At 40.4% G+C, this 18187-nt stretch carries 19 protein-coding genes; 9 read left to right on the top strand and 10 right to left on the bottom strand.

The genetic code is table 11. From position 1 onward, the window contains the following. Nucleotides 1–59: 59 nt before the first annotated feature. The gene (locus K8U60_RS08400; protein WP_223637005.1) at nt 60–1283 is read left to right on the top strand and encodes an MFS transporter; all 1224 of its coding nucleotides are present in this window, start codon (nt 60–62) and stop codon (nt 1281–1283) included. Nucleotides 1284–1385: 102 nt separating this feature from the next. Further along, nucleotides 1386–1958, top strand: coding sequence for a nucleotidyltransferase family protein (locus tag K8U60_RS08395; protein WP_223637003.1), 573 nt, complete (start codon nt 1386–1388; stop codon nt 1956–1958). A 188-nt stretch (nt 1959–2146) separates the two neighbouring features. Here K8U60_RS08395 and K8U60_RS08390 read toward each other — a convergent pair whose 3' ends face one another. After that, nucleotides 2147–2602, bottom strand: coding sequence for a GNAT family N-acetyltransferase (locus K8U60_RS08390; protein ID WP_223637672.1), 456 nt, complete (start codon nt 2600–2602; stop codon nt 2147–2149). Between the two features lie 665 nt (nt 2603–3267). Between K8U60_RS08390 and K8U60_RS08385 the strand changes: the two genes are divergently transcribed. Beyond that, the gene (locus tag K8U60_RS08385) at nt 3268–4038 is read left to right on the top strand and encodes an alpha/beta hydrolase (protein ID WP_223637001.1); all 771 of its coding nucleotides are present in this window, start codon (nt 3268–3270) and stop codon (nt 4036–4038) included. A gap of 362 nt (nt 4039–4400) precedes the next feature. Here the strand turns inward: K8U60_RS08385 and K8U60_RS08380 are convergent, their stop codons facing one another. Further along, nucleotides 4401–4907, bottom strand: a complete 507-nt coding sequence (locus tag K8U60_RS08380) for a Rossmann-fold NAD(P)-binding domain-containing protein (protein ID WP_263298617.1) — start codon at nt 4905–4907, stop codon at nt 4401–4403. On the opposite strand from K8U60_RS08380, the gene K8U60_RS08375 reads away from it, so the two are divergent. Continuing rightward, nucleotides 4897–5844: a helix-turn-helix transcriptional regulator gene (locus K8U60_RS08375; RefSeq protein WP_223636997.1), complete on the top strand. Its 948-nt coding sequence runs from the start codon at nt 4897–4899 to the stop codon at nt 5842–5844. The two genes, K8U60_RS08380 and K8U60_RS08375, sit on opposite strands and share 11 nt — an antisense overlap. On the opposite strand, the gene K8U60_RS08370 is transcribed toward K8U60_RS08375, so the two are convergent. Further along, nucleotides 5785–7029 carry an MFS transporter gene (locus K8U60_RS08370; RefSeq protein WP_223636995.1) on the bottom strand — a complete coding sequence of 415 codons (1245 nt, stop codon included), beginning with the start codon at nt 7027–7029 and terminating at the stop codon, nt 5785–5787. The genes K8U60_RS08375 and K8U60_RS08370 overlap by 60 nt on opposite strands. 401 nt (nt 7030–7430) lie before the next feature. Here K8U60_RS08370 and K8U60_RS08365 point away from each other — a divergent pair, with 401 nt between their 5' ends. Then, a complete protein-coding gene (locus tag K8U60_RS08365) occupies nt 7431–8639 on the top strand; it encodes an MFS transporter (RefSeq protein ID WP_223636993.1) in 1209 nt (402 codons plus the stop codon). A gap of 338 nt (nt 8640–8977) precedes the next feature. Here K8U60_RS08365 and K8U60_RS08360 read toward each other — a convergent pair whose 3' ends face one another. The 5 genes from K8U60_RS08360 to K8U60_RS08340 are packed head-to-tail and all read right to left on the bottom strand — an operon-like array spanning nt 8978 to nt 13137. Further along, nucleotides 8978–10531 carry a hypothetical protein gene (locus K8U60_RS08360; protein WP_223636991.1) on the bottom strand — a complete coding sequence of 518 codons (1554 nt, stop codon included), beginning with the start codon at nt 10529–10531 and terminating at the stop codon, nt 8978–8980. Continuing rightward, nucleotides 10524–11237 (bottom strand): ABC transporter ATP-binding protein, encoded by a 714-nt coding sequence (locus K8U60_RS08355; protein WP_223636989.1) that lies wholly within the window; start codon nt 11235–11237, stop codon nt 10524–10526. Before K8U60_RS08355 ends, K8U60_RS08360 begins: the two co-directional genes overlap by 8 nt. A gap of 19 nt (nt 11238–11256) precedes the next feature. Then, entirely contained in the window at nt 11257–12024 is a 768-nt protein-coding gene (locus K8U60_RS08350) for an ABC transporter permease (protein ID WP_223636986.1), read from the bottom strand. Continuing rightward, nucleotides 12021–12911, bottom strand: a complete 891-nt coding sequence (locus K8U60_RS08345; RefSeq protein WP_223636984.1) for an ABC transporter ATP-binding protein — start codon at nt 12909–12911, stop codon at nt 12021–12023. Before K8U60_RS08345 ends, K8U60_RS08350 begins: the two co-directional genes overlap by 4 nt. Next, nucleotides 12886–13137, bottom strand: coding sequence for a PLDc N-terminal domain-containing protein (locus K8U60_RS08340; RefSeq protein ID WP_203340134.1), 252 nt, complete (start codon nt 13135–13137; stop codon nt 12886–12888). Before K8U60_RS08340 ends, K8U60_RS08345 begins: the two co-directional genes overlap by 26 nt. A 215-nt stretch (nt 13138–13352) precedes the next feature. Between K8U60_RS08340 and K8U60_RS08335 the strand changes: the two genes are divergently transcribed. The 4 genes from K8U60_RS08335 (at nt 13353) to K8U60_RS08320 (ending at nt 16059) form a co-directional block, all read left to right on the top strand. Continuing rightward, the gene (locus K8U60_RS08335; protein WP_223636981.1) at nt 13353–13871 is read left to right on the top strand and encodes a helix-turn-helix domain-containing protein; all 519 of its coding nucleotides are present in this window, start codon (nt 13353–13355) and stop codon (nt 13869–13871) included. Nucleotides 13872–14420: 549 nt separating this feature from the next. Continuing rightward, nucleotides 14421–15314 carry an alpha/beta hydrolase gene (locus K8U60_RS08330; protein ID WP_223636978.1) on the top strand — a complete coding sequence of 298 codons (894 nt, stop codon included), beginning with the start codon at nt 14421–14423 and terminating at the stop codon, nt 15312–15314. Between the two features lie 62 nt (nt 15315–15376). Then, nucleotides 15377–15730, top strand: a complete 354-nt coding sequence (locus K8U60_RS08325) for a fluoride efflux transporter FluC (protein WP_223636975.1) — start codon at nt 15377–15379, stop codon at nt 15728–15730. Beyond that, nucleotides 15727–16059 carry a fluoride efflux transporter FluC gene (locus K8U60_RS08320; RefSeq protein WP_223636972.1) on the top strand — a complete coding sequence of 111 codons (333 nt, stop codon included), beginning with the start codon at nt 15727–15729 and terminating at the stop codon, nt 16057–16059. The genes K8U60_RS08325 and K8U60_RS08320 overlap by 4 nt, the downstream gene beginning before the upstream one ends. Before the next feature lie 210 nt (nt 16060–16269). On the opposite strand, the gene K8U60_RS08315 is transcribed toward K8U60_RS08320, so the two are convergent. Beyond that, the gene (locus K8U60_RS08315; protein WP_223636969.1) at nt 16270–16689 is read right to left on the bottom strand and encodes a universal stress protein; all 420 of its coding nucleotides are present in this window, start codon (nt 16687–16689) and stop codon (nt 16270–16272) included. Between the two features lie 11 nt (nt 16690–16700). Then, entirely contained in the window at nt 16701–18167 is a 1467-nt protein-coding gene (locus K8U60_RS08310) for a SulP family inorganic anion transporter (RefSeq protein WP_223636966.1), read from the bottom strand. Nucleotides 18168–18187: the final 20 nt, after the last annotated feature.

Here is an 18187-nt window from a genome sequence, read left to right as displayed (position 1 = left end):
CAATTGTCTTGGGGGTGGGATTTTTTTGTTTGGCTAAAATGCAGTGGGGAGAGATTACGATGAAAAATTGGAAGTATTTTTTATTATTGCTGGGTGGTATCGGTATTTCAAATATAGGGGCCTGGGTTTACCTGATTGCCTTGAATCTGATTATCCTGAATGAAACAGGTTCTCCTCTAGCAATTGCGTTGCTCTACATTTTAGGACCGATCGCGACTATTTGCTCTAACTCATGGGTAGGGAGCCTGATAGATCGCATTAATACGAGGAAATTTATGATTGGATTAAATATTTCACGTGCATTATGTATTGCATTGATCCCTGTGCTGCCTTCACTGTTCTATGTGTATGTCATCGTATTTCTCATCAATATCGGAAGTGCCATGTTTGAGCCCACGTCAATGGTGTATATGACAAAACTAATACCAGAGAAGGATCGTCAAAGATTTAATGCATTAAGAAGCTTTATAAATTCTTGCGGAACATTAATCGGCCCTGCAATAGCTGGTCTATTGTTTTGGATGGGAACACCTTACACAGCTATCTATGTAAACTCAGTGGCTTTGATTTTGTCAGCTTTCATCATCCTGTTATTGCCTAATGTCGATTCGCAAACAGTTTCATCCGAAACTGAAAAGCTTTCTTGGAAGATGATAAAAGATGACTTTCAAGTAGTCTACAAGTTCAGTCATACTCATACGTTTATTTTAAAAGTTTATCTTCTTTTTGTGGGAATGACGATATTTATGACTGCCCTGGATTCATTGGAAGCAGCCTTTGCTAAAGAAGTTATTGGGATGTCCGACACCAGCTATGGGTTCTTATTAAGCATATTTGGAACGGGAATTATTTTGGGTTCACTTATAAACACCATTTTTTCCAAACAACTAGCGGTCAATTTACTAATAGGGGCTGGATCTATTTTGACTGCTGCAGGCTATATCGCTCTCTACAGTTCACAAGGTTTTATCAGTGCTGCCATTGGAACTTTTATGATTGGGTTTGCGATCACTTTTGCCAACACGGGTTATTTAACGTTTTATCAGAACAATGTACCAGTGAAAATGATGGGGAGGTTTAGCAGCTTATTTAGTATAGTTGAAGCAGTATTTATCATCATTCTAACTGTAATTATTGGTTTGGCAGCAGAATTGATTTCAATACGACCTGTTGGATTAATAGGTTCATTTACTTTCTTATTGCTGGGGATTATGGCATTTAAGACAGTAACGGCCAAAAGAAGAAAAGTACATTTTGAAGATAGATTGACCTTAAACAATTAGCTTTTAGGGCAAAGACTAGGAAGTGAATGTAATTTAAGTGCAGAATTCTTGAAGGATCTCCTCATTAAAAATTGATCACGACAAAATTAAGGAGATAATACGATGCTAAAAAGTGAATTAGATATTATACGCCTGATACAAAAAGATGAATGGATGATGGAGCTATTAAAAGCTGTAAAATCATTAGACCTTCCTGATTCGTGGATATGTGCAGGTTTTATTCGTTCAAAAGTTTGGGATACGTTACATGGATTCGAAGCGAGGACCACTCTTCCGGATATTGATGTCATTTATTATGATGACCAAAATATTTGTGAAGAAGAAGAGAAGAAAATAGAAGGCAGACTCAAAGATCTTATTCCGAACATACCATGGTCAGTAAAGAATGAGGCAAGAATGCATATAAGAAACAGCGTAGCAGCTTACACTTCCTCTGTTGATGCAATAGCTAAGTTTCCAGAGACTGCAACAGCGTTAGGAATTAAAATGGACAGCCATGACAACTTGATTTTATCGGCTCCTCATGGAATTCAAGACGTGATTAATTTAGAAGTTAAGCCAACTCCCTATTTTGCAGCAAATGAAAAGCGGACAGAAGTTTATGAAGACCGCGTAACAAAGAAAAATTGGGAATTGATTTGGAGTAAACTTAAGGTGCACCACATAAAAAAATAACCTCAGAAAATGAAATATTATCGCAGAGGACAAGCCAAGAACCATCTGATTTTAGAAACTTTCACTCCGACTATGAATGTGACTTATTGATAATTAAGTTACATTCAAAATAAAGGGAATACTGATTTTTTATAGAAGAAAAAGGACCTTTAAAAAGGTCCTTTTCACTAAAATACAGTTTTAATTCATTAATCGATTAGCTGTTTTACAACGGCCATTTCTTTGCCAAACCGATCTCCATGATCCTCAAACCCCAGACTTGAATATAACTTATGGGCATTCAAGTTGTCTGGATGATAGCCGACCACAATTTTCGTGGCATTCAATGAGTTGGCCATCTCAGCAATCATCAATTTGGTTGCAGCTTTCCCGATCCCTTGACCCTGAAAAGCTTTGTCCACCATGATTCGGTATACCCAATAGCCGTCAAGTTCTTCTGGGACAGAGTTATACATCAAAAAGCCAACTACTTGATCGCCTGTATAAATGGCATAAGGTTTTAAGCTAGGTTCAAACTTTGACTGCGCAATCGATACGGAATTTGGTTCCATATATTGCGTTTGTTCTTCTGCTACCTCTAATTCACAGCAGTCATACCAGTTTTCTGCATTTAATTCGACGATTTCCACATGTTCTGTCTTCATCATTTTCCCCTTTCAAATTTCGGGGAACGCGAAATAGAAACGTTAATTAGGCGTTATCCCCTTGTACTCATTGATGGTAACGGTGATTTTGTTTGTCATAAATGAACGCCTCCTTAAATAGCTATTGCCCTTTTAATGAAACTTCCAGGCCTTTTGACTATAGCATTTCTTATTGACCTTTCCAAGGAATTTAAGGAATAATATACCAATAAAAAAAGATGATTCTGAAGGTAACTTAATAGCAATCAACAGGTGTGGTAACTTAACTATAAATAAGTTACATTCAGATTTTTCATTCTATTGATTTAATCAGAAGATGAAACGAAATTGAACTTGCTAGAAAAAATGATACATTCAAAAGACTATTCTATACGGTTTTAGAGTCGGAATTATGTAGTACATATTTTACATCTCAAGAATTATCAAGAGAAGGAGCTTCATTTGAAGTTTCTTCTATTTTATGTTCGTAGAAGTTTACTTTTACAAACGGTTTTATGTAATTGATTTAACTTATTTTCAAGTCGCCCTGTCCAAAAAAGGGCATTATAGGTAATGTTAATATAATAAGATTTCTAGTTCTTTTTGAGAGAGTAAAAGCTTCTCTATTCAATAGTGATGATGGTTGAATATTAAATTTCATAACAGTAATGAAAGGTGGAATCATCTTGTTAGAAATATTTCCTATCTATATAACTCCGTTTAAACAAGAAAGACTGATTAGAGTATACCTGCCTAAAAATTACAACATGGAAAACAAAAGATACCCGGTATTGTATATGCACGATGGACAGAATGTATTTCGTGATAAAGATGCCATTGGTGGCAAATCTTTAAGGCTTGAGGACTACTTAGACAAAACCGAAATGAAAGTTATTGTTGTCGGTATAGACCAAAATAGTGAAGAACGAAAAAATGAATACTGTCCTTGGGTAAGCGGAGAATATAGCGAAAAAATATTAGGTTATTCAAGCTCTGAAGGCGGCAAAGGGACAGAATACATAGATTTTATCGTAAATGAACTAAAACCATACATAGACAATAAATACCTTACTTTAACTGACCAAACCACGATGGCAGGAATTTCATTAGGCGGGTTAATTTCCGTTTTTGCTGCGTGTCGATATCCTCATATTTTTACGAGGGTAGGTGCTATTTCTTCTGCTTTTTACCGTAACCAGGAGGAACTAGAAAAGTTAATAGTAAGATCCAATTTATCATCAATTGAAGGTTTCTACTTGGATTGTGGTACACGAGAAGCTTCAGGGGAAGAGTTAATTAATGAAGAATTTATGGCTTCAAATAAATCCATTTATGAAATTCTAAGAGAGAAAATATCAAATACAAAGTTTGATGTTATTAACGATGCGGAACATAATTATTCATTCTTTAAAGAAAGAGTCCCCAAAATAATATCTTTTTTAGTACCAGAAAAATAGAGGATATCCTTTTTTAATCTGTTTGAAAGGTACTTAACTATGAAATTGATAAGTGGAATTATTATCTCTATTAACTAGATTTAATTCGTTTTTTGTTTACATATCAGTACTTATCAGAAGTAATAGAAATTGAAATAGCAAAACAAAGAGAATGACGGATCAGCACTCGTCTTTCTCTTTTGTCTGTAAAAGTATACTTTTAGGAAAGAGCTGAATGATTTTATCGGCGAACTCTTCCTAAAGAGGGAATACTCGTCGATAAAAAACCAGACCTATGGATGAAACGATTTAATTGGATTTAAGCGTATAGTAGTAGTATTAAGTAAAGATAATGTAGGCAGAATTGGTAACATCGTCAGTTTCTATGGCCGTTTCTCCCAAGGGGTAATCGTTCCAATCACCTGTGTTGATTTGTTTTCCTGAATGGCTTTTATCACACCATTTGAAATCTCTTCATGGGTCAACCAGCGGGACTGGCCATCTTCGATCTTGAACCCCAGTAGGATTTGATGATAACCAACATATGGTGGAACTGCCGTTTTGGCTTTGATATCCTCAAGGTTTGAACTGCTGCCATTAACGTGAAACAGGTCCCATGATTGGAGTCGGGGAAGAAATTCAATTAAACAAGGGATCACTCGTGTTCCGTTGGAATGGATCCAAGCAACCACCAACTGGATAGGGCCATTCTGTTGCTGGATATGATGTAATTGTTCCGCTAATTCTTTCGTATTCGTGTAGTCAACCAAAATCGGCGTCAACTGCGCAGGGTTTTGGTCCATGAGCCGCTTCATCTTCTCCGGATTCCGGCCGATCACCGAAACGTGGTAGCCATTTTCCGATAACCAGATGGACACGTTGGCCAGCATTCCTGTGCCGCCTATCACAAGTGCATGTTTCATTTCAATCATTCCTTTGCTGAGTGAATGGTGTTCTCGTATCGAATTTGATTTTCTTATTGAATTGCCAGAAAGGATGAAATGGATGACTACTTTACTGGAAGCGTCTAATTGTTTGTTGTTATCTACCGACCAAAAGAAATCGGCAAGTCTCTGGCGGAACGACCCCTGTTATAAATTCCTGTTTTCGCTGAAAGGTTCCATGAACTATCAAAGCAGACGAAATGATTTTTCGTTAACGGAAAATGAATTTATGGTGTTCAATCCCTATGACGAGCATCGTCAGCTTGCCGTGGATGATCATAAATTCTTGGTTGAACTGGATGTGGCTTTTCTCAACGAAGCAACGGCTGCCATTTCGGGCATTGAGGGAGACCTTTTCTTTGCGCAAACTACGCAAAAAAATCCACTCGTTGAGCAATGGGTCCATTTTGTTCAGCAATACATGCTGCTGGAAGGTGAAGCTGGAAGCGTGTCTTCTAACGTGTTCTTGGAGCATAGCTTTGCCCAACTCAGCCTCTTGTTGGCTAAGTCCGCTATTGGGATACATACTTCTGACTTGATTACGGACCCATTTCGCGCGGTTCAGCCTGCACTTGTTCAAGTGATGGCATCTTTAAAAGACGATTATCAGCATGCTTGGAGCTTGGAAGAAATGGCGGCGCTGCTGGGTGTCAGCAAATTTCAATTCGCCCATCTGTTTAAAGAAAAGATCGGCGTTTCCCCGTATTCCTGGCTTCAGCTCTATCGGTTAGTCCGAAGCCAGGAACTGCTTTTGCATACAGAGCGAACCATAACGGATATCGCCCATAGCTGCGGCTTTTCTTCCGTTGGAGTTTACAATCAATTATTTAAACGCCTCTACGGATTTCCGCCGAGCTTTTTCCGTCAACGACATTCGAATTAAGTAAAAGACAGCACAAACGACCATCATGCTGCCACAGAAGACAAAGATAGCGCTGATTTCGATAAAAGAAGCGAGTGCGCCAAATAGCATTAAGGAAATGACATTTGATCCATAGAGAAGGACTGCATTGAAACTGAATGCTCGGCCCAACTTCTGGGCTGGGACCAATGTCTGAATCAAGTAAACACGGGAAAGACTGGAGATTGGCAAACCGGCTGCCGCAATCAGTACACCCAGAAAGTAAAGGGGGAGGTGGGTGGCGAACCCCAATACTAGGATTCCAATTCCCCAGACAACAGAGCCAGACAAATAAAGGGTGAACGTCAGCTTTTTCCAGAAAAACGGAATGATCACGTTGATCAGAATGACCCCGATGCCATACCATCCCAATAAGAGACTGTAAAATTCTTCACCTTGGCTTGGGTAGTTTTGCAGAAGAAGCAAGAGCAAACCGACCTGCCATACCCAAGTATTGAAAAAGACCATCAAAAACGTCACCATAAACAAATTTTTTATGATCCCTTCGTCTTTTACCCATAGAAAGAACGCAACAATCGACTGGAAGATTCCTTCCTTTTTCCTTCCCAATATATGCTCCTCGGTTAACGGTTCGACCCAATGGATTTTCAAGATGAAAAGCGCACTCAGTACATATGTCAGCGCATCAATCGAATAAAAATGAATAGTTTGCCCGGCACTCAACAGACCGATACTGAAAATAGGGGTGAGTACCTGAACGCCTCTTGTTACCGTATCCAGCAGACTATTGACCGTCGTACGGTCATCAACAGGGGTGACGAGGAGCAAAACGGCCCGGTATGCCGGATTGTAAAAGCAGCCCAAGCTCTGAATCACGAAACTGACAATCAGCAGATGCCAGAAAGCTAACATGTCGAATTGATAGAAGACAACCAGTGAGAGAATTATAGGAACTCGAATAAGGTCGATCCACAACAGCAACCTCTTCTTCTGCACACGGTCCGCAATCGCACCGCCAATTAGTCCGAACAACAGATAAGGGACCGCCTGTGAAATAGCAATCACCGTAGTCAGGCTAGCCGATTGCGTCAAATCATAGGAGATAAAAAGAAAGGCCAATCCTGCGAGGACATTTCCTAGCTGTGAAATACCAGCGCCTGCCAAGTAATAGAGAACATTTTTGTTTTTTACTACATTTCGATACATCGCAACCACCTCATGTACAGGTTACGCCGTATTTTTGGATGCATCTATATGAATCTTGCTGTTATTACCAGCAAGATTCAACCTTTGACAGTAACTAACTAAATTTCAAAACTACAAGTTCATAACTAAAGCTTATGAATATCCATTGTTTTAATTGATTTTACTTATTATTTTTTAAAGTATATGCTGGTTTTGTAACTAAGATGGGGAATATGGAAGATTTTATTTACTATAGTAGCAGCCAGGTCAACGATTTATTTCATCAACTTTGATACTTTAATGTTCATACAATTTTACGTTCGACAGGAATAAAAGTACGCTTTCAGCATACTGCTGTTACGTTAATTTTAAATACACTTTCTATTTTTTGAAGATTAGAGATATTGAAGAGGGAGGATTAAATGAATAGAAAACTTAACTATATTTGGAGTGCCTTCTTTTTAGCAGAGCTTGGAAGAGCGATGTATTTCATTTTAATCACCTGGATATTATATGACCTTACAGAAAATGCATTTTACACAGGATTATTAGTGAGTTTGGGTTTTCTACCGGGTCTCCTAATGAATCTATGGTTCGGAGTGATAGTAGACAGATTAAATAGAAAGGCATTATCAGTGGTAGCAAATTTAATAAGCACCTTGACCATTCTGATGGTTTTATTCGCCATCTGGTTTGATGTACTCACTCCATGGGTTATTATTTTAGCTCAAATGATTATCCAATTGATGGGTTCATTATTTAGGCCAGCCATACAAGCTTTTATCGCAGAGATTTTTCCCACAGCTGAATTACCGAAAGTTTACTCGCAATCCGGATCAGCAGCTATTATGGGCGGACTGTTGGGAGCATCCATAGGTGGTATAGCTATAGGCGTTTTTTCTGAATTTATCACGATGAGTATCGTAGTCGTTTCCTTTATATTGGCTACTGTTTTTCTTTATTTGATTCCAAAGGCTGAACTTCTTCAAAAAGAAGAAAAAAACAGGGAACGAAAATCGGTTGTAACGGATTTACTAGAAGGCTTCACTTACTTAAAAAGCAATTCCTTTCTTTTTAGTCTATTTGGTACCATGTTTGTCGGACAACTAGTTTTTCATTCGAGTATAACTTTTTTGTCTGTTTATACGAAAGACTACCTTGGTCAAACAGTAACCATCTATGGATTTTTAGACGCGACACTTTCATTAGGTGGCGTAATTGCAGGAATTTTAGGAGCATGGTGGTGGAATAAAAGTTCAAATTACTTGTCTACAAATTCCTTGATCGTTGTATTTGCTGGATTGTGTTTAGTTGGTTTCAGTACTAATCTGTACATCGCATTTATCGGTGTTTTCTTAATCGGTTTGGGTACTACGTGGATTAGGGTCTTAATACAGTCGATACAACAGATGGCCACAGACAAAGCCTATCATGGCCGTATGGCAAGTTATAGAATGCTATGCAATCAAGGATCGGTTGTAATTAGCGGACCGATTTTGGGCTGGATTGCTACATATGGTGCTAATAGCGTTTACATTTCATTGTTAATTCCGGTTGGATTAGGAGCACTGTTATGCCTTAAACAAGCTACACAAGAAAAGTTCAAAAAAATCACAGAGCGCCCAGCTTAAAAGCTTTTATAGAAGTAAATTTTAAAAATAGATAAAGCATTATTAATCTCATTTATGAAAGAGTGCTAAGTGATAGGTTTACATATCATGCGGTTATCGGAAGCTGCAAAATAGAGGGAGACATTTGGTGATTTCTGAATGTCTCCCTTCTATTTAGTGCACACCAACAATGAGTGTAACCAATGCCTGTAACCATTCGATTAATGGGAAGAAAGAAGAAACAACAAATTCAAAATGCATCTTCCAAGAGCTGCATTAACAGGAAAACGACGCCAAAGCTTCTGGTGCCAACTGTTCAAGAGATGTTGTTTAATTCATACTTGGCGGAGCTCATTGCTTTATTCCCTAGGTAACGTGCATTCTCTTAGTTTATAAATTAAAAAGGTCATTATGGAGATATTGACCAATAAGAGAAGATGAAATGTGAAATTGAAATCTAGTAGGATCAAAATCGCAGTGATCGAGATGAGAAATGAACTGATCATAGCGGTGATTATAGTGGATTTACCCTGCTTGATCACTTCCATCTCACTGGACCAGTTGTAATTAGGGAATTTCAAATTGACAAAGAAGCCCACCATGCTAATAAGCATTAAACTAGTGATTGTAAAAGAAATGAAGAGCAATGAATCCAATAACGATGAACTGAAAATTTGAGTATAGACCAAAATAGCACAAGCTAATCCTGGCACAAAAAGCATCATGTTTAACGCGATCTTGGCTTTTGCAAGTTCCATCAAAGAGAGGGGAGACGTCAACAAAATCCAGATGCTTTGGCCTTCAAAAGATAGGCTTGATGAAGTGGTTGTGGTCAAAAGAGTACATACAGTCGTAAATAGAATGAATATATACTTGCTTGATAACGTGATAAAGGACAGTTCCAAGGTAGTGTCATACAAAAGAGGGGAGATATTGAACAAGTAAGCCAGGCTGCCAATTAGTAATAGCACAGGTGTAAGGACTGTATTGCTGACATAGGTGATAGAGGATAGATATAGTTTCAGCTCTTTTGAGAATAGACTTTTAAATAAACTATTGGAAGAAAACGTGCTGGAATCACGTGCTTTCCTTTTTGATGAGGGAGAGTAGCTTGCAACTAAGAAAGCGTATCTTCTAGTAAATACGTATCCGGTTAAGAGAACCAAAGCGAGCGTGATTGCGAGTAAGCTCACCAAATCGAAGAATCCGAACTCTGATGTCGAGTTGCTAATGATGCCGAACAAGTAGAGTGGGGAACTATTAGAAAAAATGTCTTTGTAATTCAATGAAGCAGAGGTGTACGTGATATACAAAAGAGGTGAAAGGAATAAAAAGATTGTAAGCAAAGCTTCGATCACATTATTATGGATTCTTAAGAAATTAAGGAGAATTTTTACTGCCAATGAAATGATGAAGGTTATTGCGATAACTAGTAAAGGGAGGATCACCACAAGAAGAAGACTGGATAATAGAACGAACCAGAAGTCGGGAAGAATGAACATATGCAACAAGGTGCCAGTAAAAACAGCTATTGCAGCAATGAGTAAATAAAGGATCAATAGTCTGATTACATTAAAGAACTTGGCTTGCCACAATGGAAGGGGCAAGCTGAAAATAAGTTCAGTATCCGACGAAACAATCATTTTTTTAATGCCGCTTAAGATGGTCCAAAACCCCAGGGCCCAAAACAAAATGGACGAAAGAATCGGAAAAAATAACATGGATTCTTCGTTGCTGTACAAATCAAAGGCGATATAGACAATATAGCCAATGGCCATGACAACAGCGGCACAATAGCCACCCAACGTAAGAACAGCGTGCTTTCGGTCGTCCTGGTTATTGGATGATCCCAATCTGGAAAACTGAAAATCATTTGCCAAGATATACTTTTGCAATTGGATTAGCTTACTCATGTGCTGTGATGCTCCTGAATTTTTCGCCCAAGCTGCTCTCAGACAATAGGTTGATCATCGTATCATTGACGACCACTTCGCCGTTATGGATCATGACCACTTTGTTGCAGAGCTTTTCCGCTACTTCTAAAACGTGGGTCGAATACAACACAATGGATCCTTCAGCTGCCCGTTTCTTCATTTCTTCCTGTAAAAAATAAGTGGCGTTCGGATCCAATCCGACGAAGGGTTCATCCAATATGATCAGCTTTGGATTGTGCATCAGGATGGAAATAAGCACCAGTCTTTGTTTCATGCCATGTGAATAAGTAGAAATCAACTCATGGATAGCACTGCCGAAATTGAGCTTTTTCAGCAAGGTGTTCAATTGCTCGTTTATCGTCTCGTTGTCAATCTGATAAATGCTTCCAATGAGTTCCAGGTACGAATACCCCGTCATGTTCCCATAGAGCACAGGAGTGTCGGGCGAGTATCCGACCATCTGTTTAAATTCTTGTGGGTTTTTTTCTATGCTCACGCCATCTAATTCAATAGCGCCTTGATCAAAGCCATAAATGCCCACGATGGATTTGATGGAAGTCGTTTTTCCTGCCCCGTTCATGCCGATGAAGGCGCAAATATCGCCTTCCGCTAAATCCAAAGTTAAGTTCTTAATGCCTTTTTCAGATCCTTTGTATAACTTGGTCAAGTTGTTTATCGATAACATTTGAACCAGCCTCCTTCAATCAAGACTTTTTGAGATTCCTATTGGTCCATGAGAGATTAAGTAAAATGAATGCCAAACAAGTTGCAATACTGAAGTAGTTTAAGTCGTGGACCGACAGCAACTGGTTCTCCGCCAGGTTTAAGATGCCGCCTGGGGACAGCTGGAACAAGAAGTGGTTGAACCCCTTGATCAGAATAAAGAAAATAGAAGCGGCGATTGTCGTGACGGCGATTAGGATTGGGCTCTTGACAAAGGTGCTGATCAAGATGGCCAGACTCACGACGAAGAGGATCCATAAACTGTACAACAGCAGAAACAGCAGAAAGTTTGAAAAAGAGAAAGAACCGAATAAGAAAATGGTGTAACCATAGGAAACGGCTGCCCCAATGGAGATGCTGAACATGCTGATTACCCAATTTCCCATTAGTTTTGACAACAGGTAGGAGCGCAGCGAAACAGGGCGGGTCAATATGAAATCTTGCATACCGCTATTGCGGTCGGCTGCAATCAGCCCCATGAAGCTAATAATCAAGATGATGAGTCCGATTTGATTGAATTGGCCGGAAATGGTCGACAGGAGAATTTCAGCAGAACTTGGCACTGGCCGGTTCGGATCGATGGTGATGCCATCTGCGCCGCCAACATTTTTGAGGATAACGTCCATGTATTTAGTGATCAGCGGTTGAGTAATGCCCAAGATCACGAAAAACAGGGTTAACCAGATGAACTTAAATTCTTTTGCGGCTTCTACTAGTTCAGTGCGCGTTAATGTATAAAAGTTTGTCATGTGTCCGACACCATCTCCAGGAAAATTTCTTCTATCCCTCTTTCATAAAACGCAATGGACGTAATATCCATTTCTTTTGCAGCGAAGTCGTTTATGACTTTCTTTAAATCCAATTCTTCAGCTCCCGTTAAAAGAAAGGTGTTTGGTGATAGCCATTCAACGCGTTCGACCTCAGAACTTTTCAATGCTTCACTTGTTTGCGGGACATTCCCCGTCTTAACCAGAATTTGTTTGCGGTCTGATTTCTGAAATTCGTCGTTTATGTTTCCGACAATCCTTCCATTCTTTATGATGATGTACCGGTCGCAAAATTCGCTGGCGTCGTCCAATATATGCGTCGAAATAATGATGGTCGTTCGCTTCTTTAAGCGAGCGATCAATTTTTTCACTTCATTCCGGCCGATCGGATCCAACGCAGAAACCGGTTCATCCAAAATCAGCAGCAGCGGTTGGTGCAAAATGGCCTGGGCAATCCCGAGCCGCTGCTTCATGCCGCCAGATAATTGTTCCACTTTGTAATTTCCCTTATCCTTAAGCCCGACTTCTTCTAAAACCGCTGAAATATTCTCTTGTAAAAACTCCTTATCCATTCCCGATAATTTTCCGAAGAAAAGAAGAGATTCTTTGCAAGTCATCCACGGTTTGAAGTCCGTATTTTGGGACAAGTAGCCAATATTTTTCTTGTGTTGCACGATGGGGGCGGAATGGAATGTAATGTCCCCCTGCTCATGCTGCAGAATGCCGGTCATGCATTTAATGAGCGTCGTTTTCCCTGCTCCGTTTTGTCCCAATAAGCCAACGCATTCACCTTCTGCAATCGAGAAGGTGACATCGCTCAAGATTTTTCTTTTTTTGATGGTCTTATGAAGTTTCTCGACTGTAATCATTTCGGATCATTCTCCTTCCAATCACTAAATACAGTATCGGCCCGAGCAATTGGAGCAATATAATGGCGGCCAGCCAAATATAGGGCGAGACAATTAGTTCTTTTCTTTTGAACCAATCATAAAGCGCGACTCCAATCAATAATAAGTTGAATAAAATAATCGGCAAGGCAAAAGGAAGGATCTGCGGCCAATCGATTTCCAGTAGAGCATTTATATCTGTATTCATCTCAATCACTCCTTCAATTATCATTATCAATAATGATAATTGAAAAGTCAACCACTCTACTGTATTTTAGATATATACTTAAAATAAATTAAAGAGTCATCTCTTTTATTTATTTTTAAGAAAATCCTAATATGGATGTTTACGAGAAGCTGGTAATACGAAAGAAAGACTATATAATAGCGATCTGATCACGAAGAAAAAGGGGATCGAAATAGATGGAATTTGATTTATTTAAAAACCAGGTCAGGTTTAAAGTAGCTTTGGAATTAATAGATGTCGATGAAGGATACTCGATTATGCAATTGAATAAATTATTGAAAGAAGTATCGCAAGCGACATTATACAGACACGTAAACTCAATGGTGGATGACGATCTATTGAAAGTCGTTGGCATAAATCGTATTGGAAAAGTTGAAGAAAAGCTATATGCCCTGAATACTCAAGCTTATAAGATCAGCGAAGAAGATTGGCAGTCTGCCACTTACGGCGATAAAATAAAATTTGTAACTTATTTTTTTATGTATATTCTTCAGAACTATAAAGACTATCATGAGAACAGAGTTACAGAAGATACTCAGGATCAAGCGACATTTTCTTTAGTGAAATTGAACTTAACAGATGATTTATTCGAAGATTTTCAGTCGGAGTTAAGTACGTTAATGGAAAAGTACTATAATAGAAAAGATGATAAAGAAGGAAAGGATCGGACGATTTCCATGGTGATTATTCCGTAATTTCTCTTCTTAGAAGAGAAGTTATTCTTTCATTGAATTTGTTTACATATGAGGGATTATCGGAAGTTGTTTAAACACAAGGGAGAGAAGCGGCTAATCAAAGCCGATTTTTTTCTCTTTTTTCGGTAAAAGTGTATTTTTATGAATAGTTTTCCTTTTTTTAAGTGCTAAAAAAATGTATGAATAGCTGCAAAAAAAAGAGAGCTAAAAGGGCAATCCACCTTCAAAGTATACCGAAAACATGCTTAAATTCGGTTCCATATTATTCCTAATTATTCCTACTTACTGGAGAAATCTTTCCTTTGGTTTTAATATAAATTTACTATAATAATTTAAAGGCTATTAATGAATAAATAGAAATAGGAAGATGTAAACGCAAAAGATATGTACAGAAAAAAATTAGCATTCCTAGATACCAAGTATGAAATGTTCTGAGATATATCTCTTAAATATCATTGATTTTGGGTGATTTATTTTTTAAAAAAATTTATACAAACAAGTGAGAAGAAAACGGTTATTGTGTGTTCTTCAATATAAGGAGCGAAAACTATGAACCAGTTTATCACCATCAATGATCGGAAAATGGAAGTAGTGCAAAAAGGTGGAAATGGAGTACCTATCTTTATTCTGCCGGGAATGGGCTGTTCGTTTGAGGAATGGTTTGAAGTGACAGAAGCTCTGAGTAAAACGAATAAAATTATTATGTTCCACCGTCCAGGATCAGGAAAAAGTGAAATTGGAGAAGAAAAACGTACGACAACGGCTAATGCTGAAGAGATGAAGCAACTAATGGAGAAGTTGGAAATAGTGGATCCGGTCATTCTGATCGGACATTCTTATGGGGGCTTATGCGCGCAGCATTTTTCAAAACTCTATCCTGAAAAAGTAAAAGCATTGCTCTTAATTGATTCTACATCTGAGGATTTGGAAAGACTGGATGAGCTTGAACTTCCTGTTTTAAGGGGAAATTCAGCTGATAATAAATGGCTAGAGGATTTTCAAAACTATGCAAGTATGAACGAAGAAGAAACCAGAAAAATTATTCACCCCAAATTAGCCGAAAACCAGAAAAAACTGCCTTCACATATACAAAGGCAATTAATCCAGTTTCGGCAAAAGCCAAACTTGTACAAAGCAATGATATCTGAATTCGTAAACTTTAAAATAGATGCAAAAATGATAAAAAAACTAGGTATGCTGAGCAATATTCCACTAGTCGCTATCGGCCGCGATAAAAACTATGTAATTCAAGAAGGTGTAAGCAGAGGTTTGCCTGAGTCGGAACTGTTGATGTTGGAAAACATGTGGCAGCAATTAATACTCGAACAAGGAAAGCTTTCGAAAAGAAGCACAGTTAAGTTTGCAAAAAGTGCAGGACATTCGATACATTTGGATCGGCCGGATTTAGTCATATCGACTTTAAAAGAATTAACAGAAGACTAAAAAACAAACACGATTTTTTTTCATTAAGTTATACTGTAGAAAACAGATGCGGAGCGTTTAGGATGAAACGGATACTGGCTGTGGGATTTGGCGGAATGATCGGTTCGCTTTTGCGTGCGGGAATATATATGGTGGCTGTAGGTGGATCTGGACTCTGGCTCGTCAATATAGCCGGCAGTTTTTTAATCGGGCTCGCAGCCATCCGGTTAAGCCGGAAGTTGGCAGAGCTTAGGCTGCTGGTTTCAACGGGGCTGCTGGGCTCGTTTACAACATTTTCCGCGTTCTCTGCTGACTGGTTCCATTACCTGGAGTCCTCCATTTGGCTGGGCATGGCATTTGCGGGCGGCATGACGGTTGCTTGTGTTGCCGCCGCAGCCGCAGGTTTGTGGGTTGGCCGGAGAGGGGTGCAGTCATGATTGGCATTGCGGTTGGCGGATTTTTAGGAGCGGTCACGCGTTACTTGTTTTACTTGTTGATTGAAAGCAGGGTGTGGCAGCCGAAAGCCGCGACCTGGCTGGTCAACAGCATCGGGTCGTTGGTGCTTGGCCTGTTTATCGGCAGCGGCAGCTTATCGGCTTTCTGGATCACCGGTTTTCTGGGGGCCTTCACGACGTTTTCGACGATGGCTTTGGATGTGGTGAAAGATTTGGAAGATGGTAGATGGCTACAGGGTGCCGCTTACGTTTTTGCCACTTTAGCCAGTGGAATCGGCCTATTTAGCCTGGGCTATGTCTGGATGCACTGAATTTCTGTACCTCCTGTGTCTGCTGCAGGAGTTTTTTTGCGAACGACCGCAAATCCTGCTGAACGCCCACAAATTCGGATAAGCGCCCATAAATCTCGCTGAACGCTCACAAATCCAAATAAGCGCCCACAAATCCTTGCAAACACCCACAAATCGAAAAAAAAACAAAACTCCAGCCGCTCTTCGCAGATTCACGAAGAGCGGCTGGAGTTATTTGACGATGATGACCGGAGCCTGGACACGTTTGGCCACTTTATGGCTGACGCTGCCGAGCACCATTTCCTGGAGTGCATTCAATCCGCGGCTGCCGATCAATACGACATCATAACCGGTTTCATTGGCATGCTTGACGATGGTCGGACCCGGTACGCCGTGCAGCGTTTTGGTTTCAAAATCAACGCCGGCAGAACGGAAGATTTCTTCGAGCGGCATCAAGTGCTTTTTGCGTTCCAAATGGACTTCATCACTGCTTTGGCCGTGAAGAATTTCGGTTCGCGCTTTTTCATAATCGATGACATACAGCAAAGTGATGAAAGCTTGTGGGTTGGCTTTGGCCATTTTGACCGCTTCGTGAGCGGCCCGCTTTGAATGGTCAGAGCCGTCGGCCGCAACTAAGATTTTCTCGTACATAAGCATCCCCCTTAATGTGTGCTCTTGCCTGCAGTGCCATAGGTCGCTAATTTGTCGACGAGCTTTTGGCTGGAGGCGTTCAACCCGGTGATTTCAACGGTCTGGCCCTGCGCCTGCAGTTTGTTCATGACCCGGTCGATGGCGCCGACGCCTGAATCGTCCCAGACAGTCGCATCTGAAAAGTCCAACACAATCCCTTCGGAAGCTTCCACTTTATCGAATGCGGAAACAAAGTCCTGGGAAGATGCGAAAAACAATTGTCCGTGTATGTTATATCTATTCGACGCATTGGACTCCAATCCTTCTTTGCGGACCTCCACTTTGGAGATCTTCGCAGCAAACAGGATGGTGCTCAAAATGACGCCGGCGAATACGCCTTTGGACAAATCATGGGTATAGACGACAACGACGACAGTCAATAGCATGACGATCGCATCTGATTTCGGGGCAGTCGCCAAGTATTTGAACGAACCCCAGTCAAAGGTGCCGATGCAGACCATGACCATGATTCCAGCTAAGACCGGCATCGGTATCTGGACGACCCAATTGCCGAGGACAATAATCAGGAACATCAGGAATACGCCGGCTGTGAAGGTGGACAAACGTCCTCGACCGCCGGAACGGACATTGATGCCGGACTGGCCGATCATCGCGCAGCCTGCCATGCCGCCGAAAAATCCAGTGATGATGTTGGCGATTCCCTGACCGCGTGCTTCCTGGTTTTTATCGGAGCCTGTTTCAGTCGCATCATCGAGTATCGATGCAGTCAACAAGGATTCCAGCAATCCGATGATGGACAAAGCCAGTGCAGTCGGGAAAATGATTTGTAGAGTTTCAAAGTTGAACGGTACATTCGGAATGAAGAAGCTCGGCAAGGTTTGTGAAATCGTGCCCAGGCTGCCGACATTCTGCATATCCATTCCGCTGTACATGACGACTCCCGTCAAGACTAGGATGGCGATCAAGGGAGCCGGAATAGCCGTAAAAAAACGTGGCAAAATGTAGACGATCGCCAACGTGATTCCCACAAATACATAAGTGATGGCATTGACGCCAAAGATAAATGGCACCTGTGCCATGAAAATCAGGATAGCCAGTGAATTGACAAAGCCAATCATGACAGCCCGCGGGATGAACTTCATAAAGCGGGCGACTTTCAGCAATCCGAATATGAGTTGCAGCACACCAGTCAGAACGGTTGCCGCGAGTAAATAATCCAATCCGTGATCACGGACCAGCAATACCATCGCAAGTGCCATGGCGCCAGTTGCTGCTGAAATCATGGCAGGGCGGCCGCCGACAAAGGAAATGACGACAGCGATGGAAAATGAAGCGTACAGGCCGACCATCGGATCGACTCCTGCAATGATGGAGAAAGCGATTGCTTCCGGAATCAGGGCAAGTGCCACCACAATTCCCGCCAGGATATCCCCGCGGATATTGCCGAACCACTGCTCTTTATAAGGTAAGGTATTCAAAAAACTCCACTTCCTTCTAT

Source organism: Planococcus circulans, from assembly GCF_020023385.1.
GTDB lineage: Bacteria > Bacillota > Bacilli > Bacillales_A > Planococcaceae > Planococcus.
This window is presented reverse-complemented; position numbering and strand designations above follow the sequence as displayed.

Bases quoted from the DNA above. Each gene is read 5' to 3' on its own strand.
- K8U60_RS08400 (WP_223637005.1), top strand. From the start codon at position 60: ATGAAAAATTGGAAGTATTTTTTATTATTGCTGGGTGGTATCGGTATT.
- K8U60_RS08395 (WP_223637003.1), top strand. From the start codon at position 1,386: ATGCTAAAAAGTGAATTAGATATTATACGCCTGATACAAAAAGATGAA.
- K8U60_RS08390 (WP_223637672.1), bottom strand. From the start codon at position 2,602: ATGAAGACAGAACATGTGGAAATCGTCGAATTAAATGCAGAAAACTGG.
- K8U60_RS08380 (WP_263298617.1), bottom strand. From the start codon at position 4,907: ATGCTGGCCAACGTGTCCATCTGGTTATCGGAAAATGGCTACCACGTT.
- K8U60_RS08370 (WP_223636995.1), bottom strand. From the start codon at position 7,029: ATGTATCGAAATGTAGTAAAAAACAAAAATGTTCTCTATTACTTGGCA.
- K8U60_RS08365 (WP_223636993.1), top strand. From the start codon at position 7,431: ATGAATAGAAAACTTAACTATATTTGGAGTGCCTTCTTTTTAGCAGAG.
- K8U60_RS08360 (WP_223636991.1), bottom strand. From the start codon at position 10,531: ATGAGTAAGCTAATCCAATTGCAAAAGTATATCTTGGCAAATGATTTT.
- K8U60_RS08355 (WP_223636989.1), bottom strand. From the start codon at position 11,237: ATGTTATCGATAAACAACTTGACCAAGTTATACAAAGGATCTGAAAAA.
- K8U60_RS08350 (WP_223636986.1), bottom strand. From the start codon at position 12,024: ATGACAAACTTTTATACATTAACGCGCACTGAACTAGTAGAAGCCGCA.
- K8U60_RS08345 (WP_223636984.1), bottom strand. From the start codon at position 12,911: ATGATTACAGTCGAGAAACTTCATAAGACCATCAAAAAAAGAAAAATC.
- K8U60_RS08340 (WP_203340134.1), bottom strand. From the start codon at position 13,137: ATGAATACAGATATAAATGCTCTACTGGAAATCGATTGGCCGCAGATC.
- K8U60_RS08335 (WP_223636981.1), top strand. From the start codon at position 13,353: ATGGAATTTGATTTATTTAAAAACCAGGTCAGGTTTAAAGTAGCTTTG.
- K8U60_RS08330 (WP_223636978.1), top strand. From the start codon at position 14,421: ATGAACCAGTTTATCACCATCAATGATCGGAAAATGGAAGTAGTGCAA.
- K8U60_RS08325 (WP_223636975.1), top strand. From the start codon at position 15,377: ATGAAACGGATACTGGCTGTGGGATTTGGCGGAATGATCGGTTCGCTT.
- K8U60_RS08320 (WP_223636972.1), top strand. From the start codon at position 15,727: ATGATTGGCATTGCGGTTGGCGGATTTTTAGGAGCGGTCACGCGTTAC.
- K8U60_RS08315 (WP_223636969.1), bottom strand. From the start codon at position 16,689: ATGTACGAGAAAATCTTAGTTGCGGCCGACGGCTCTGACCATTCAAAG.